Below are 18,007 nucleotides of genomic sequence, written 5' to 3' on the forward strand. Positions count from 1 at the left end.
GGAGGCTTTTACTGTAAAGTAAGGGCAAATTAAAGTGGTACCACGAGAGTTTCTCTCGTCTTTAAAGTGATTTTAAAGGCGGGGGTTTTTTTATTATATTTCTTAGGAAATATGCTGGGCGTTCCAGACAGAATGAGAACTCGGTGGCTACGATGAAGAAGCATGAAGATAATATGTTAATTAAATGAAATAGTGAAAGGAATGATAGGAAATGAGTAAAAAACCGTATTATATTACAACCGCGATTGCATATACTTCCGGTAAACCACATATCGGTAATAGTTATGAGATCGTATTAGCAGACAGTATCGCACGTTATAAGAGATTTGAAGGTCATGAAGTATTCTTTCAGACAGGAACGGATGAGCACGGACAGAAAATCGAGTTAAAAGCTGCTGAGGCAGGAACAACTCCGAAGGAATTCGTTGATAATGTTGCCGGAACCATCAAAGACATCTGGGATTTAATGAATACCTCCTATGATAAGTTTATTCGTACTACAGACGCGGATCATGAGGTTCAGATTCAAAAGATATTTAAAAAGCTGTATGAGCAGGGTGATATCTATAAAGGAACTTATGAAGGAATGTATTGTACCCCTTGTGAATCTTTCTTCACTTCTTCACAGTTAGTGGATGGAAAATGTCCGGACTGTGGCAGAGAGGTACAGCCTGCCAAGGAAGAGGCATATTTCTTAAAGCTTAGCAAGTATGCGGATCGTTTGATTGAGCATATTAATACACATCCCGAATTCATTCAGCCGGAATCCAGAAAGAATGAGATGATGAATAATTTCTTGCTTCCTGGACTTCAAGATCTCTGTGTATCCAGAACCTCATTCAAATGGGGTATTCCGGTAGACTTTGATGACAGACATGTCGTATATGTATGGATTGATGCATTAAGCAACTACATCACCGGTATCGGCTATGATGCCGACGGTAATAGCAGTGACCTGTATAAGAAATTCTGGCCGGCAGACTTACATCTGATTGGTAAGGATATTCTTCGCTTTCACACCATCTATTGGCCAATCATGTTAATGGCGCTTGGAGAAGAATTACCGACTCAGGTATTCGGTCATCCTTGGTTGTTACAGGGTAATGCAGGTGACAAGATGAGTAAGTCCAGGGGTAATGTAATTTATGCCGATGATTTGGTTGAATTATTTGGTGTAGATGCGGTTCGTTACTTCGTGCTTCATGAAATGCCGTTTGAAAATGACGGAATTATCACTTGGGAGCTGTTGGTAGAGCGTATCAATTCTGATCTTGCCAATACCTTAGGAAACCTTGTGAACAGAACAATATCTATGTCCAATAAGTACTTTGGTGGTATCGTTCAAAATGGTAAAGTAACAGAAGCAGTGGATGAGGAACTCATCGCCTTAGCTCTTGAAACACCTAAGAAAGTCGCAGCAAAGATGGAGCTGCTTCGTGTGGCTGATGCAATCAGCGAGATATTTACGTTGTTTAAACGTTGTAACAAATATATTGATGAGACCATGCCTTGGGTATTAGCAAAAGAGGAAGAGAAGAAGGCACGTCTGGAAACCGTTCTTTATAACCTGACTGAGAGCATCTGTATCGGAGCAACCTTACTTGCGTCCTTTATGCCGGAAACAGCTAAGAAAATCTTAACACAGCTTAACGCAAAGGAAAGAACGATTGAAGACCTCTCCTCCTATGGTTTATATGAAGACGGTACAAAGGTGACCGAAACACCGGAGATTTTATTTGCAAGACTTGATCTTAAGGAGGTACTTGAAAAAGTGGAAGCATCAAAAGAAGTAGAAAAGGTATCAACAGAAGCTGTGGTAGAAGAAACAAAGGCAGCAGACGTGATTGATATCGAAGCAAAAGCGGAGATTACTTATGACGATTTTGCAAAGTTACAGTTCCAGATTGGTGAAATCATCGCCTGTGAGGAAGTTAAGAAATCCAAGAAATTATTATGTTCACAGGTAAAAATTGGTTCCCAGGTAAAGCAAATTGTATCAGGAATCAAACAGCATTATTCTGCTGAAGAGATGGTAGGTAAGAAGGTTATGGTAGTTGTAAATCTTAAGCCTGCAACCTTAGCAGGTATATTATCAGAGGGTATGCTCTTATGTGCAGAGGATGCAGAAGGTAATTTATCTCTTATGGTGCCGGAGAAGCCAATGCCTGCAGGAGCAGAGATTGCTTAAGCTTAGGAAATAAAAGTAGATTAATCGTTAAGCTAGATTTATAAATTAATAATTCGGGAAGGTTCTAGAATAGAGTTACATTCTATAACCTTCCCGTTTAATATAATAAAATAATTCTTTATTTTTTAGTATTCTATTTTCAATCATTATACAGTCATAAACAGTATGGAGTAGATAGATAATGCATTACTGCTTCATTTCTCTAAAATCGGTTGGGGAGATTAAAAAATAATTCTTAAAGGCCTTACTAAAATAATTACTATTACTATAGCCCAAAAGATCGGATATCTGTTGTATCTGAATATCGTCACGTAACAATAACTCCTTTGCCCGATTCATTCGTAAAGAAAGAACATATTCATAGATACCAATTCCATAGCTCTTTTTAAATAATTTAGATAAGTATTCCTTGGTAAAATGATATTTTTCACTAATATCAGTTAAATTAATTTCTGTAGTATAGTTTTCATTGAGATAGTTCTTAATAACCTCCGGTATCTCAGCAGTATTATAGGTTTCTAACTGCTTGATATCCGTATCCGTAGACTGTCCTGTATCATTATTTAGCGAAGATACAGCAAGTGCGATCACCTCATTCAATTCCTTGCCGGATATCGGTTTTAGCAAGTAATCGATGGCTTTAGTCTGAAGAGCGGTTTTTACATAGGAGAATTCATCGTGGCCACTGATCACAATATACTTTATGGAGGGGAAACTGACGGAGGCCAGCTTTAAGAATTCATTGCCATCCATAATGGGCATCTGCATATCTACAAATACAATGTTGGGATGGAAATCGCGAATCATCGAGATGCCATCTTCACCATTTGTTGCGGTGATTGGAGGCTCGATTCCGAAATCCTGCCACCGACCAAGCTTTGAGATTAATATACGTGAGGATTTTTCATCATCAATAATTAACGCCTTATACATTAAAACCACCCTCCAACTCTGAGTCATCAATAGGAAAAATCTTAATACTGATACAAGTGTATTTGCCGTAGACACTGTCAACCTCTAATGTGGCACGTTTGTTATATAAGATCTTAAGTCGGCTAGCAATATTATATAGACCGATGCTTCGGTTTTTACCTGAAGTATCGATCACGTCTACGTCCTCCAGAGATTTCTTGATGGAACTTAACTTGTCCGGAGGGATTCCCATTCCATTATCTTCTACCCTCAACAGGATATAATCCTTGCATTTTTGAACGGTAATGTTTATTTCAATCTTTTGACCGGAGCCCTCCATACCGTATATGATAGAGTTTTCAATCATTGTGATAAAGGATAGCTTCGGCACTTGAATATCCAAACAATCTTCAGGTGCATGAATGTAATATTCCACAAGATCCTCAAACCTGGATTTTTGTAAAAAGAGATAATCTTCTACATGTTTTAGCTCTTCCTTGATCGGAACCAAATCACCACCTTTTATGGAATAGCGGAACATATTAGAGAGAGATAAGATCATCTCATGAATATGCAGCTGGTCATTTTCTACGGCCTTGGCGCTAATGGTTTGAAGGGTGTTGTAAAGAAAATGAGGATTGATTTCTGCCTCTAGAGCAAGTAATCTGGCGGTTTTTTCTCTAAGTTCTGTGACGTAGTTTTTCTCAATTAAATCAGTTATCTGAGTAATCATTCCGTTGAAATCTTCTGTTAATGTACTGATTTCACTACAACCACTGATATCAATCGTGGTTTTGAAATTACCCTTACCTACCTGACGCAAACGATGTGCCAACTTGGATAGCGGCCTGGTAAACAGTTTAACAAGAAGTATGGCAAGCAAGGTGGCAATTGCAATAGCGATGACACCGATAATGATCGTAACATTACGCGTTAAATTAGCTAGCTGATCAGTGATATTCTGTGAACTTAAGGAAAATACAGACCATCCACTTTCGGAATCCTTAATTGAAACAAATAAGTATTTATCACTTCCTAAATTAATAATGCCCGTTTGTTGATTCTTATTCGCTAAAGTTAACTTCGGATTATAATCTTTCTTACTGATGATCTCCGGGTTACTACTGTATAGAATTCTACCGTTTTCATTGGATATGCAAAATATTGAGTTATTCTCGGTTTGAGTACGAGCAAGTTCATTGGGGTATGAATTATTAATGCTTAACTTAACGATGGCAAGGGGCTTTTGTGTTTTTATATCTATGATTGTTCTATAGTATATAATAAAATCATTATCGTTTGGTGCAGGATATATTGCACGAAAGTAAGGTGGTTGTGTAAATATTACAGAGCCCATTAATTCACCCACGGATAAGAAGGGTTTCATGATTATATTACGATTGGTTTTTGATATGGAAAATGAGGATTTTTGATTCACTAAATATAAATCATATCGGTTTAAATCGTTACGGGAATAGAAATTTACGCGAAGAAGATTCTGAATATATATAATGTTGCTTTGGGTTAATCCCTCATTAGAGGAAATCAGCTTCATAAAAGACTCATCACTTCGAAGCAGCAAAGAGTACTGATCAAGCTGGTTTGCATAGGAATTTAGATTTTTATCTTCTAAGGAAAGAAGAGCCTGCTGACCGGAGGCCTCTAGCTTGTTAATTGTATCGATGTTTCTAATATAAGAATAGCCAACGACCAAAAATAGAATAATGGTCATTGATAGAACGAGCATGACGGTTAGTTGGACTGCCATGGATAATGCATTTATTTTATTCTTTATAAATTTCAACTTAAATCACCTCGTATTTGGTATTATAACACGGAATAATCATTAATTCCAAGGATATTTTTGTTCATTTTTTTACCCATAAGCGTTTTGGATATTGCATTCACCATATATTCTGACAATGATATAATCAGATTACAAAACATAATTCAACATTTTTTAGGAGGAGATATTTATGAAAAAGCTTTTTGCTGTAATGTTAGTATCGCTCTTACTGGTATCATCCCTTGTAGGTTGTTCCAGTAATACATCAACAAATGATAAACCAACTCCCGCAGGAGACAAAAGCTCGAGTGAACCGGTAACACTTCACTTTATGTTAAACAGTCCGGAGAACACAGATGCTTATAAGGCTATGGCCGCTGAGTATCATAAAGAGTTCCCGAACGTAACAGTTGAGATGGATATCTTACAGAATGATTATCAGACTGTGTTAACAACGAAACTTAATTCAGGAAATGTTCCTGATCTGTTTATGACTAGTGCTTATAGTGATAACACAACTTATAAGGATTATATCTATGATATCACGAATGAAGGCTTTATAAAAAACATTGATCCGGCGCTTCTATCCAGTGTGTCGGTAGATGGCAAAGTAACCGGTTATCCATTCCTTGTTCAAGCACATTCCTTCATTTATAATAAAGATCTTTTTGAAAAAGCAGGAATCACTGCATTACCTAAGACACTTGATGATTATAAGGCTGCTTGTGAAAAGCTTAAGGCAATTAAGGTACAACCTTTTAGCTCTGGTTTTGGTGAATGGTGGGTTATGCCTCAGACAACCTATCCTTCTATGAGTGATGCATACAAGGGTGACTATGTAAAACTCTTTGGTGATGTTCAAAGTGGCGCATTAAAATTCGGTGATCTTCCTCAGATTGATTATGCACTAGATCTTCTTGATATGATTAAGAATAACAGTGGTAAAAAACCGATGGAATCAACTTTCGATGTACAGGTATCTGATTTAGCATCTGGTAAGGTAGCTATGATTCATCAGGGAACCTGGGCAGAGGGAAGCATTCGAGCAATCAGCCCTGATATTAATATCGGATTCTTAGCTGCACCTCGTTTGGATGGCAAGGATGTAACAGCAGTAGAATCAAACCTCACTTTCCGTGTGGCAAAGGATTCCAAGAATCGTGATGAAGTTTTAAAATTCTTAAACTGGTTATCAACCTCTGATTATGGTAAGAAATGGGTTCCTGAAGTGGTTAAACAGAACTCACCGCTTGTTGGAGCACCGGCACCTGATACACAATTAGCAAAAGATACTGCAGCAGCGCAACAATCAGGCGATATTTGCCCTTGGTGGATCTTTAATGCTCCATCAAAAATGGAACAACCATTTGGCGAAGCATTACAAGCTTATGTTGCAGGAAGTGCTGATCGTGCACAGACGAAAACAGCCCTGACCAAAGTATTCAAGGACGCTTATCAACAGTAAAGATATTTAGTGGGGTAGGGGGTTACAACATCCCCTACCTTTTATAACGAAAGGATCGTTCTAATGAGCAAAAAAACTTCCAAAAAGTTTACCTCCACATTGCAATTTTTTGTATATACATCACCGGCAATTATTGCAATTATGTTGTTTGTAGGAATTCCGTTTTTATCTACTATCAATTATTCCTTCCGCAGTTGGAATGGTATCGATAAGGTTTCAACCTTTATCGGTTTGAAGAACTATATTCGTCTATTTACGGATGATCCCTCCTTTCTCCATGCGGTGGTTTTCACATTTATCTATGCATTGTTTGTTGTAATCTTCGTTAATATATTTGCACTATTATTTGCGCAATTATTGGAATCAAAGATTCGTGCTAAGGGACTCTTTCGAACAGCCTTTTATCTACCTAATATCATCAGTCTTGTAGTAATCGGTTTCATATGGAAATTCATCTGCACACGTGTATTTGACCAGTTGGCGACAGTTTCAAGTATCGGATTCTTTGATATGAGCTGGTTGGGTGATCCAAAGCTAGCGGTTGCTTCCGTAATCTTTATCTCAGTTTGGCAAGGGTTAGGATTTTATATGGTAATCTACATAGCAGGATTACAATCTGTACCAGAGGATATCGGTGAAGCAGCCATGATTGACGGCGCAAGTTCATTTCGAAAATTCTTCAAGATAACACTACCGATGATCATGCCTTCAATTTCTTTCTGTATGTTTTACTCGGTGGCAAATTCCATGAAGATGTTCGATCTTATCTTCAGTCTTACAGGTGGCGGCCCTGGCGCTGCTACTACACCGATGTCACTCGATATCTATAATACCGCTTTCGGAAAGCAGATGATGGGATATGGAACTGCGAAGAGTGTTGTTTTATTCATTATCGTTGCAGCGATATCGGTTATACAGATTAACTTTTTCAAGAATAAGGAGGTAGAATCATAATGAGAAGAAAACGCAATCTTACTACGATACTGATTACGCTTTTACTGATGTGTTTTCTGGTGATCTATTTGTTACCACTTGTGCTTATGGTTACCAATTCCTTTAAGTCCTATAGTCAGGTTATGCTCAATGCGCTCTCCCTCCCGAAAGTATTCTCCTTTGACAACTTTAAAAAAGTATTTGAGACCATGGATTATCCAAAAGCATTTATTAATACTTTTATTATTACATTGATAGGAGTTTTTGGTATAATAATAATTGGATCCATGGCAGGTTATAAATTAGCAAGAACCAAAACAAAGCTCAGTAAATACGTATTCCTGTTTTGTATTATGCCGATGATGATACCCTTCCAGTCCTTTATGATTACCCTTGTACAGGTATCCAGGCAGATGCATCTTACAAATAGTGTGTTAGGAATTACCGTGGTATATTGGGGTCTTGGCGCACCGATGGCAATCTTCCTGTATCAAGGTTTTGCAAAATCCATACCACTGGAGCTTGAGGAAGCAGCGATTATTGACGGCTGCAATCAATTTCAATTGTTTACAAGAATTATATTCCCCCTCTTAAAATCAGTAACGGCAGCAGTCGTCGTAGTAAATGCGATGTGGGTTTGGAATGACTTTTTACTTCCGCTCCTAGTACTTGGAACAGATAAAAAGAACCAGACCCTGCAGCTGGCCGCATATTCATTTATGGGTCAGTACAAGATGGAATGGCAGAATATTATGGCAGCAGCCATTATGATTATTATTCCTGCTCTAATTATCTATCTGATTTTCCAAAAGCACATTATTAAAGGTATGATAGCCGGTGCGGTAAAGGGATAGTAAAGTATGATTATAAATTTTATAGAAAGTGAAGGATAGATATGAAATTTACAGATGGTTTTTGGGTTGTTAAGCCTGAATTTACAGCAAACTATGTCCAAGACATATACACCGCAAGAGAAGAAAATGATACATTATATATCTATGCTCCTTATAAAAAGGTTCAAAACAGAGGTAACACACTCAATATCGGATTGATGAAAATTACTGCAAGTGCACCCATGGAGGATGTACTAAAGGTTACGCTGACTGCTCATGGCGGTAAATATAAAAAAGCGCCGGAATTTACTGTAGCGGAAGCACCGGTTAAACCGGTGATATCAATCGATGAAAGAAGTGCTTCGATATCTTCCGGTGCATTAAAGCTTTCGGTAGAATACGGAAGTCCGATGCTTACTTATACCGCTAATGGCAAGCCGCTTACTTCCAGTAAACATAAGGATTTGTCACAGATGACCCATAAGGATGGAAGAAGATTTATAGTTTCTTCCCTTTCCCTTGATGTAGGGGAGACAGTATACGGTTTTGGTGAGCGTTTTACCGCATTTGTAAAGAATGGTCAGTCCATCGACATATGGAATGAGGATGGAGGAACCTCCAGCGAGATATCCTATAAATCAATACCATTCTATTTCACCAATCAAGGCTATGGTGTGTTTGTAAATCATCCGGGTAAAGTCAGCTTTGAAGTAGCAAGCGAGAAGGTAGAATCGGTACAATTCTCGGTGCAGGATGAAAATATCGAATACTATATAATATATGGACCAACTCCTAAGGATATATTAGAAAAGTATACCGCCCTAACCGGTAGAGTGCCACTTCTTCCAAAATGGAGCTATGGGCTATGGTTAACAACCTCCTTTACAACCAATTACGACGAAGCTACGGTAAATAGCTTTGTTGATGGAATGGAGGAAAGAGGCCTTCCGTTAAGTGTGTTCCACTTTGATACTTTCTGGATGGAGGCCTTTGAATGGTGCAGCTTTATCTGGGATAAGAACATGTTCCCGGATCCGAAAGGTATGATAGAACGTCTTCATGCGAAGGGACTAAAAATTTGTCTCTGGATTAATCCGTATATCGCAGAGAAATCCCCTCTCTTTCAAGAAGGTATGGACCTTGGATATCTGCTTAAGAATTCTGAGGGTGACGTTTGGCAATGGGATATGTGGCAGGCCGGTATGGCATTGGTAGATTTTACGAATCCGGACGCGGTAGCCTGGTATAAGAGTAAGCTAAAAGCGCTACTGGATATGGGCGTGGATTGCTTTAAGACTGATTTTGGTGAGAGAATCCCGGTTAATGTTCAGTATCATAACGGTGCAGATACCCTAAAGATGCACAATTACTATACACAACTTTATAACCAGACGGTATTCGAATTACTAAAGCAGGAGAAAGGTGAAGGTCAGGCAATTCTTTTTGCCAGAAGTGCAACAGTGGGCGGGCAGCAGTTCCCGGTTCATTGGGGCGGTGATAGCACAAGTCAGTTCGTATCTATGGCAGAGAGCTTACGTGGTGGTCTCTCCTTAATGGATAGTGGATTCGCTCTATGGAGCCATGACATTGGCGGTTTTGAGGATGAAGGATCTGCAAGTGTATATAAGAGATGGGTTCAGTTTGGTATGCTGTCCTCTCACAGCAGATTGCATGGATCGGATTCTTATCGTGTTCCGTGGAACTATGATGATGAGGCATGTGATGTGCTACGCTTCTTTACGAAGTTAAAGTACCGCCTGATGCCTTATATCTATAGCAAATCAGTGGAAGCACACCTAACGGGTATTCCGGTTATGCGTCCGATGCATATCGAATTCCCAGATGATCCGGCTTGTGAGTATCTGGACAGACAATATATGCTGGGTGATTCCCTGCTGGTTGCACCGGTATTTAACGAAAGCGGTGACGTTTCCTTCTATCTACCAAAGGGTAGATGGACGGAGCTTTTGACCGGTAAAGTTGTGGAGGGAGGAAGCTGGTATCAAAGACAGTACGGATATTTCGAACTACCCCTCTTTGTGAGAGAAGAATATTTCCTACCGATGGGTACAGAAGAATCTACACCGGTATATGATTATGCCAAAGACACCGTGGTTCATCTATATTATCCGACTAGAGAAACAACCTGTAGGGTCTATAATGAAAGCGTAAATCCGGAGCTGGAGATAACAGTGAAACCGAGCATGGATGGTTATGAATTTAACTGTTTGATCAAGATTGGAGTGGAAATAGTCCTTCATACCGAGAAGAAACTGCTATCTTGCACGAATGGTTGTGTATGTGAAGAAATAGAAGACGGAATTCGCATTGTTCCTGTGGAGAATAGGTTCTCAGTGACGGTAAAGTAATAAGAAAAAGGCATATTTTATATTGTAATATAGATTAATAGATAAAAAGTGCTGTAGAAAATCCCGGATTTTCTACAGCACTTTTTTAAAATTTATTTTTCAAGCTCCGCTACAACATTCTTTAACGCTTCGAGTGCATCTTCAGGAAGTTTATCAAACCCACCCTTTTCGGTATCTCTTGATTCAACGAAAGCGATTCGATCCTTCATTCTTGCAATCAACTGAGCCTTGTAAGCAGGATCATCAAGATTAGGAACGAATCCATCCCACTCAAAGATTTCAATATCAGAGAACGGTCCCCAAGGCTTAAAGTTGGTTTTGCCTTCTACAACGGCTTCGATTATACCTAATGTGTCAGCGGGCTTAACCTTCTTGCCCATGAAATCACCGGTATTGATGATATAACAATCCACGTTTCTTTCCCCAACGAGCTTCTTAAACTTCTCATAGTCGTTTACCAAAGGATAGGTTCGGAATGGATTGGCATAAGGCTCAACAACCAATGCATTAGGGTCAACACCCGGGGCGAGACGCTCAGCGGTTGTTCTCTTAGTGGCGAGTGTAGCGCCCATGACGGAAGCCAAGGAAGCACCTTTTAATTTAACAATTGGTGGTATCGTTGGATCTTTCATAATCCAGAAGATTGAGTTAACCGGTTCATAAATCTTATCAACACGGTTTGGCGACCACAGCTTTGACTTGATTGCACGACCGTTACCATTACGGATATCTTCCGTTACGAGTACGACTTTGCCGTCTTCGTCGATCGTTGCAGAACAGTTTTGAGCAGTCAGTAAGTATTTGTTATCCTCACAGTTTGTGGGATAATCCTGAGTTTTATCAAAGTATGTAGGCTCCATCGCGATAGAAGAACCGGTTTCTGTATTGATAATGAAAGCATCATCATGAAGAACCGTCACATCATATTTGTTGCCATGCTTTGCATGGGTTATGGTTGATTTGCCGGATCCTGAGAGACCGAATACAGCAGCAACATATGATTTACCGTCAGCCAGGTTATATCTCTTCTCTCCGCCGTGGCAGGAAGCATAACCGTTACGATTAGCGATTGCCCAGGCTATAGTCAGAGTACCTTTTTTGTGTTCACCAAAGTATCTCATACCAAGAAGAGCAGCACAGTTTGTGGTTGTATTAAAATAAGTTAATCCCATAGGGTGGTCGGTATGCTTCCACTGGGGATTTGAGAAGATATAGATATCGCATTCGTCCCCAACCTGCTTAGAGGATTTATACATTCTCACATATTCATCAGACATATATTGAAAATTAAGCATCCAGGAGTAAAGAATATTTTCTTCGCCCTCCGGTATTAATAAATGAGCCTTTACCATAAATTCCGGATCCAATCCGATAAATACTTCAGCGTGGTATAGTGTAGAGTATCTAGTGTCATAGATAGCGTCCATCAATTTACTGTCAAGATTGGTCGTGTCTACTCCGGGTTCACCGGTTATCTTTCTTGCAGATGCAGCGCGCCCGGTCACAAAACCGTCGTTAAATAATAAAACCTTTGCATCTTTTTCCAAACCGAAATCTTCGCCGTGGTAGACCGGCATATCTGTAACTACAGTACCTGGTGAATTTTTTGCCAGTTCATAAGCTTCTCTTAGAGTATTCACTTTTATAACATTATTACCATAAAATGCAGCCTCAATAATAGAACGCGTTTTAGAAAACCCGGGTTTTCCGGTGCCGATTTCGTCACGTTTAAAGTAAGCTTTTGTTGACATGTTAAATCCTCCTAATTTCGTATTTTAAATAAAAGCCATACACGGCATACGAGTATTACTGTATACAATATCGCTCTTATTTAGTATAATTGTCAGAAATTAAAATGTCAACGAATAAAAGTAAAAACAAGGAAAATTTAGCAATTATTTCTTGATGTTTTTGACCCATTCATTCATATGTTCTTTAATGATTTCAAACTGTGCAGGGCCGATATCCAGAAGGAACTGATGGAAGTCTTTTGCAACAAATTTATCGCCCAATGCACTTTCTGCATCATTTCTTAAATCATCCATCTGAAGGTAACCGACAGCATAAGGAAGATAGATTGCAGGTTCCTCAAGAAGGGTATCATAAATCTGTTCCGCGGCGCTATCATCATTAATATACTGCTTGATAAATGTAACCACATCCGCTTTTTTCCAACCTTGATAATGGATGCCAATATCTGCACGAGCGTACATGCAGAGGACAATGATATTATTGTACTCCAAAAAGTCGGCTAGCTTATCATCGATTCCTGCCAGGTGGTAGGAATATAGCTCAACATAAGTGGCCCATCCCTCATCATACCCGGTAAAATCCAGTACACTGCGGATCGGAGCCGGGTTTTGATTACGGAAGTATACGCATTGGTACAAGTGTCCGGGGTATCCCTCATGTGCTACAGTGGTATAAATCATGGAGAGTGTTTTTTGATTATTTCCATTTATGTAGATGTTGTTATTATTAAAGTTATCAATCGGCGGAACCAGGTACATAGCAGGACTGAGAAAATCAGACAATGACGGGGGAACATATTTAATCTTACAGTTAACCGGTACGGCAGGAGGGAAATCTTTCGCGATATCCTTTTTTAAATCCTTCAGAATATCCTTCGGGTTAGTAATTGGGAAGGAGTTAAAGTCCAGGTATTTGTCGATTACATCTGGGTCGGATTCTGTTAAAGCATTCAAGTCTGCCATATTGCGATTAATTCCGGAATTAAGTAACTGAATCATCTGATCCATCGTCTCATTACTGCCAACCTTCGACTGAGCAAGACATTCATAATAATCCTTACCCTTAGGATAATAATATAAACCGGCACTGTTTTTTCCCGTTCCTAACAAATTCGTAAGGGAGGTAACCAAATTCTGGTACGCAGGGATAACATAGCATAAAACTGCTTCTGTATTTTGCTCTTTATAATAGTTAATCTGATCTTGTGAAAGCCCTTTAAAGTTCGAAACCTTCTCATTAAAATATCCTATTAAAAAATTACTTTCAGGATTTTTTATAAATGTTTTACATTGCTCTATAATTCTCTTAGCCACGGAATCACTCATAAATAGCCCATTTTTTGATTTCTCCTTCTCGTATTGAATGATATCTGCAAAATAATCCTTTACACAGGGCAAAAGGTTTAAGTATTCTTCGATGTCCTGTTTATCGTTAAAGCTGAACTCAGCCAGGAGGATGGGCAACTGCGCCTGTATTCCGGTAGTGGGTCCTAAGCATTCTGAATAATAAGGATATTTCTTGAATTTGATTTGTTGCTCCAAATAACTTCTAACGATTTCGTAAGTAAGCTTCTGCTTTTTAGTAAGTTTGTTATAATTATAGTTTTGAAGCTTTTTTAATTCATTTTCAGAATTTGTCCAATCCTTTTTCATCTGGGTCAGGCTATATTCTCCAAAAGTCGCAGTGTTTTCATTAATACCGTAGTTTTCAGGATGTGCGAGGGAGTAATTTAAAGATAGAGTATCAGATTGAACCTCTTGAATAAAGATATCATTCATAAAAGAATCAAACTGATGCTGCATCAGCTGATGTTTTGTTTGGTGAGCACAACCAAATGCGATTAAGGCAGTACAAACCAGAAAAGTGAGGAATAGAATGGGCTTGAATCTTTTTTTAATCATAAGGACCTCCTTAATCATTTCCAATAACAATATGATGTACCATGAAAGATCATCCTATGGCGAGGGGAAATACCCGGATGTACAAGATATCTGCTTGTTCGCCATTTATCAAGAGGATAAGCTTCTCCCAGTATGTAAAATGCTATTTAATTCATGTTTATTCGAGAAAATGGACGATAAGAAGTAGTACAATTAACTTTTAAATAAAAATTGTATCATATTACCTACGCTCAACAATGCGGACAAAGGTTAAGTTTTGTCATTGGTTTGCCGAAATATACAGCATAGGCAAGAATAATGAAAACGCTTAATTGAATGCAGAAAGCAAAGGTGTTCGAATGAAATATAACAATATATTAAATAACGGAACCGGAGTTAAGACAAATAAATCAAATATTAATCAACTTAAAATAGAACAGGGTAACAAGGATAAGGGTATCAATTCACTTAAAAATGGGCAGCAGATAGCTGGACTGGTTGTGTCTGTGGGTGATCAGATTACGCTTAATTTTAACGGTCAGGAAGTGACTACCTCAAATAGAGTGCTGGGTGATGTAAAACCCGGTGATGTGAAAAAGTTTGAAGTAGTAAAGGCAAATGGTAAAGAGATAGAGCTTCGTGTACTAAATGAAACACTAAGTGCAGCCGGCACTACTTTTAAAGCAGTCTTAAAAAAAGATTCGGATTGGGAATCCGTACTTGAACAGAAGAAAAAGAATGCAGATAAATCAGAAAAAGAAGCTGACATTAATCAGACGAAGAATAAATTGAACAAACTGCAAGCCTTGATAACGGAACAGGATTGTACCAAGCTAGAAAGCGCCGGTTACAAAATAGAGGATTATACAATTAGCGCGTTACATAGGGCTTTAAAAAGAATTAAAAGACAAGAAAAGGGAGTGCAACAGGAGCAAGCTAATGATCATCAAGGAAATGATGTGAAAGGGTTTGAGAAGGTATTAAAAGATAATAACTTACCAACAACCCCGGACAATGTAGCGGCGTTAACCAAAGCAATGGAATTGACCTCTTCAATACAGGGAATGAATGATAAATCCATGAAATATCTGATATCCACGAATTCAGTCCCTTCTATTGAAAATATATATAAAGCAAATTACAGTCAAACAGCGGTAAATAAAAACAGCACCCAGTCATTATCTGAGGATACCTGGAAGGAGCTTCAGGGTCAGGTGGAGGATGTGATAAAATCCGCGGGGTATGAAGTGAATGAGAGCAGCCTAAAGGATGCGAGATGGTTAATTGAAAATAATCTTCCATTGACAGAGCAGACCTTTACATATAAGAAAAGTCTTGATCAGATGAAAGAAAATTCAGACGATAACACCATATTAAATAAGATGGTGGAAGGGATGAAAGAGGGTATAGACCCTAAAGATGTCTCTTTGGTGGAGGGAAGCGCGGGTAATGCAAAGCAATTGGTTGATGATGTCCAATCAATTAGTGATGAGGCTATATCAAAGGCTGTTCAAGACGGTGACGAGCTCACCATAAATCGATTAAAGACGATACAGGAAGGACTATCCTCCGTTAAGAAAGATGATAATGGTGCTGAGAAGGATGTAACGATACCTTCCGATGAAGATACAAAACAAGCAACAGTGCAGGATCAGAGCAATCAACCTCAGGAGATTACATCTAAGGAATATGAAGAAGCAAAAGCAAAAAGGCAGATGGAAGAGATACGACTGAAGATGACACTGGATGCTGCCAGACAACTTGAGAAAAAAGGGATAGATGTTGATACGCAGAGCCTGGAAAAGGTAGTGGACGAACTTCGTCGTATTGAGGAGCAATATTATCAGAAGGTTCTTCAAGAGAGTGACGTGGAATCAAGTGATTTTGCTGTTCAGATATTAAGAGATACTTCGAACAGTATGGAAACGCTCCGAAATATGCCGAGTGCTGTACTTGGAAGTACCTTAGCAAATCGTGCGACACAAACGATACCAGGGTTATTATCAGAAGGAAGTAAGCTGCAGTCAGAGTATGCTAAAGCCGGAAATGCTTATGAGTTATTAGCTACCGTTCCAAACGCTGAATATGGTGATTCTATTCGAAAGGCATTTGGTAATGTGAGTGAACTACTGGCTCAAATGGGACTGGAAGATACACAGCTAAATCAAAGAGCGGTTCGCATCCTCGGATACAATCAGATGGAGATTACAGAAAGCTCTGTTAATCAGGTTAAGGCATATGACCAACAGGTAACAAGCCTTATGCAAAATCTTAACCCTGCAGTAACGGTTCATATGATAAAGCAGGGAATAAACCCTCTTGATATGACGATTACGGATTTAAATAGGACAATTGATCAGTTGAAAGAGGAACAGGGGATTAACGCGGAGGACAAATATAGCGTATACCTAAATAAATTGGAGAAGCAAAACGGCATAACCGAAGAGGAGAGAAAAGCCTATATCGGGATCTACAGGCTTCTATATAATATAGAAAAATCAGATGGAGCAGTTGTTGGCTCTGTGGTGAAAGCGAATCGTGAGGTAACATTAAATAACCTACTAACTGCAATTCAAACGAATAAAAAGGGAAGCCTGGATGCAGTAATCAATGATGAGTTCGGAACACTCCAAAGCATCACGCAGAATAAGGAGAGCATCTCGTCCCAATTAAGCTCGTTTAACGGGGAGGGTGCCAAGAAACAACCGGAACAGCAAGGTACCGGGCTGTCTGTGGAAGAGCAGATAGAATATGCTGACCGCGTATTAAAGCAGCTAAAGGATGAATTATCTCCAGCCGGGTTAATGGATGTTGTAAGCAAAATGGCACATTCGGGTATGCAAAAAGGAAAATCCACTACCGCAGCACCGATTTTATCCGGGGATAATGGGGTATGGGATAGCATTAAGAATATGTCACCTGAAAAGTTGATCGATCAGCTTCGCCAGAACGGAGATAGATCTGCGGAAGGTGACTATACAGCCAAGATTAATGAACTTCGCGAGATATGTAAAAATGCAGAGCAGTCCATTCGGTTTTTAAAGGACTTTAGAATGCCAAGTACACCGGCTAATATGATGATGACAAGTCAGATATTAAGCAATGGAGAATCCGCGGTTAAAAAGTTTCTTAATTTGGAAAAAGAAAGAAAAGTCGAAAAATCCGAAAATGATATAAAGAATCCTGACGATTTATCCGATAAACTAATCGACAGCCAATCAATGAAACAAGCATACGAACAACTAGATACCCAGGCGAAGAGCGCAGTGGTTCAAGCTTGTTCAGGTGAACAGATTGATAGCGGTAAGCTAGCGCAGTTAAAAAGTATCGGGCAGCAGATAACATTTGCAAAAGAATTAGCCCACAGAGAATTCTATCAGATACCGATTGAAACCAAGAATGGTATTACGAATATGAACTTGACCATACAGCGGGGAGCGAAGGAAAGCGGAAAGGTATCCGTATCTCTAGCCTCAGAGCAACTTGGGAATGTGAAAGCAGAATTCATGTTAAAGGAAGATAAAATAATGGGCTTCCTCGGTAGTGATAAGAAGGATGGTTTGGATTGCTTGAGACAGAATATGGGCGCGATAGAAAATGCCGCACAAGAGCAGAACGTAACGATAAAACATATTGATTACGGGGTATTGCAAAGAGACAATGATACTTACAGCTATGGGAATGTAGATGCTGATGGAAATGGTACAAGCATATCTACAGATACAGAAAGAATTCTGTATCGAATCGCAAAAGCGGTCGTTCAAACAGTACGAATGGCAGAAAACAGTGAAACAGCTTTTGATAAAGCAGTTTCCTAAATGAGATTAAATCGGCCACATGGAGGTTGCTGATCATAGAATAAACTTTTATGTAGAACCATCAATTCACG

10 protein-coding genes are annotated in these 18,007 nt (G+C 39.0%); 6 read left to right on the top strand and 4 right to left on the bottom strand.

Translation table 11 applies throughout. The features are described 5' to 3' along the window. The first annotated feature begins 211 nt into the window (after positions 1 to 211). Positions 212 to 2,188: a methionine--tRNA ligase gene (gene metG, locus AC6IWN_RS17095; RefSeq protein ID WP_497989053.1), complete on the top strand. Its 1,977-nt coding sequence runs from the start codon at positions 212 to 214 to the stop codon at positions 2,186 to 2,188. 186 nt (positions 2,189 to 2,374) lie between these two features. Here the strand turns inward: metG and AC6IWN_RS17100 are convergent, their stop codons facing one another. Together AC6IWN_RS17100 and AC6IWN_RS17105 are read right to left on the bottom strand one after the other, a co-directional pair. Further along, complete coding sequence (locus AC6IWN_RS17100) at positions 2,375 to 3,121, bottom strand: response regulator transcription factor (RefSeq protein WP_497989055.1); 747 nt, start codon at positions 3,119 to 3,121, stop codon at positions 2,375 to 2,377. Then, positions 3,114 to 4,904 carry a sensor histidine kinase gene (locus tag AC6IWN_RS17105; protein WP_497989057.1) on the bottom strand — a complete coding sequence of 597 codons (1,791 nt, stop codon included), beginning with the start codon at positions 4,902 to 4,904 and terminating at the stop codon, positions 3,114 to 3,116. The genes AC6IWN_RS17100 and AC6IWN_RS17105 overlap by 8 nt, the downstream gene beginning before the upstream one ends. 172 nt (positions 4,905 to 5,076) lie before the next feature. Here AC6IWN_RS17105 and AC6IWN_RS17110 point away from each other — a divergent pair, with 172 nt between their 5' ends. The 4 genes from AC6IWN_RS17110 (at position 5,077) to yicI (ending at position 10,486) form a co-directional block, all read left to right on the top strand. Further along, entirely contained in the window at positions 5,077 to 6,351 is a 1,275-nt protein-coding gene (locus AC6IWN_RS17110; protein WP_497989059.1) for an ABC transporter substrate-binding protein, read from the top strand. 63 nt (positions 6,352 to 6,414) lie between these two features. After that, positions 6,415 to 7,305, top strand: a complete 891-nt coding sequence (locus AC6IWN_RS17115; RefSeq protein ID WP_497989061.1) for a carbohydrate ABC transporter permease — start codon at positions 6,415 to 6,417, stop codon at positions 7,303 to 7,305. Beyond that, complete coding sequence (locus AC6IWN_RS17120) at positions 7,305 to 8,138, top strand: carbohydrate ABC transporter permease (protein ID WP_497989063.1); 834 nt, start codon at positions 7,305 to 7,307, stop codon at positions 8,136 to 8,138. Before AC6IWN_RS17115 ends, AC6IWN_RS17120 begins: the two co-directional genes overlap by 1 nt. A 41-nt stretch (positions 8,139 to 8,179) precedes the next feature. Continuing rightward, on the top strand, positions 8,180 to 10,486 hold the full coding sequence (yicI, locus tag AC6IWN_RS17125; protein ID WP_497989065.1) for an alpha-xylosidase: 2,307 nt from the start codon (positions 8,180 to 8,182) through the stop codon (positions 10,484 to 10,486). 92 nt (positions 10,487 to 10,578) lie between these two features. Here the strand turns inward: yicI and AC6IWN_RS17130 are convergent, their stop codons facing one another. After that, a complete protein-coding gene (locus AC6IWN_RS17130) occupies positions 10,579 to 12,237 on the bottom strand; it encodes a phosphoenolpyruvate carboxykinase (ATP) (RefSeq protein ID WP_497989067.1) in 1,659 nt (552 codons plus the stop codon). A gap of 144 nt (positions 12,238 to 12,381) precedes the next feature. Continuing rightward, on the bottom strand, positions 12,382 to 14,139 hold the full coding sequence (locus AC6IWN_RS17135) for a DUF885 domain-containing protein (RefSeq protein ID WP_497989069.1): 1,758 nt from the start codon (positions 14,137 to 14,139) through the stop codon (positions 12,382 to 12,384). A gap of 338 nt (positions 14,140 to 14,477) precedes the next feature. Here AC6IWN_RS17135 and AC6IWN_RS17140 point away from each other — a divergent pair, with 338 nt between their 5' ends. Next, the gene (locus AC6IWN_RS17140; RefSeq protein ID WP_497989070.1) at positions 14,478 to 17,936 is read left to right on the top strand and encodes a DUF6240 domain-containing protein; all 3,459 of its coding nucleotides are present in this window, start codon (positions 14,478 to 14,480) and stop codon (positions 17,934 to 17,936) included. The last annotated feature ends 71 nt before the right edge of the window (positions 17,937 to 18,007 follow it).

The sequence above is a fragment of the Variimorphobacter sp. HTMS_6 genome (assembly GCF_059717775.1).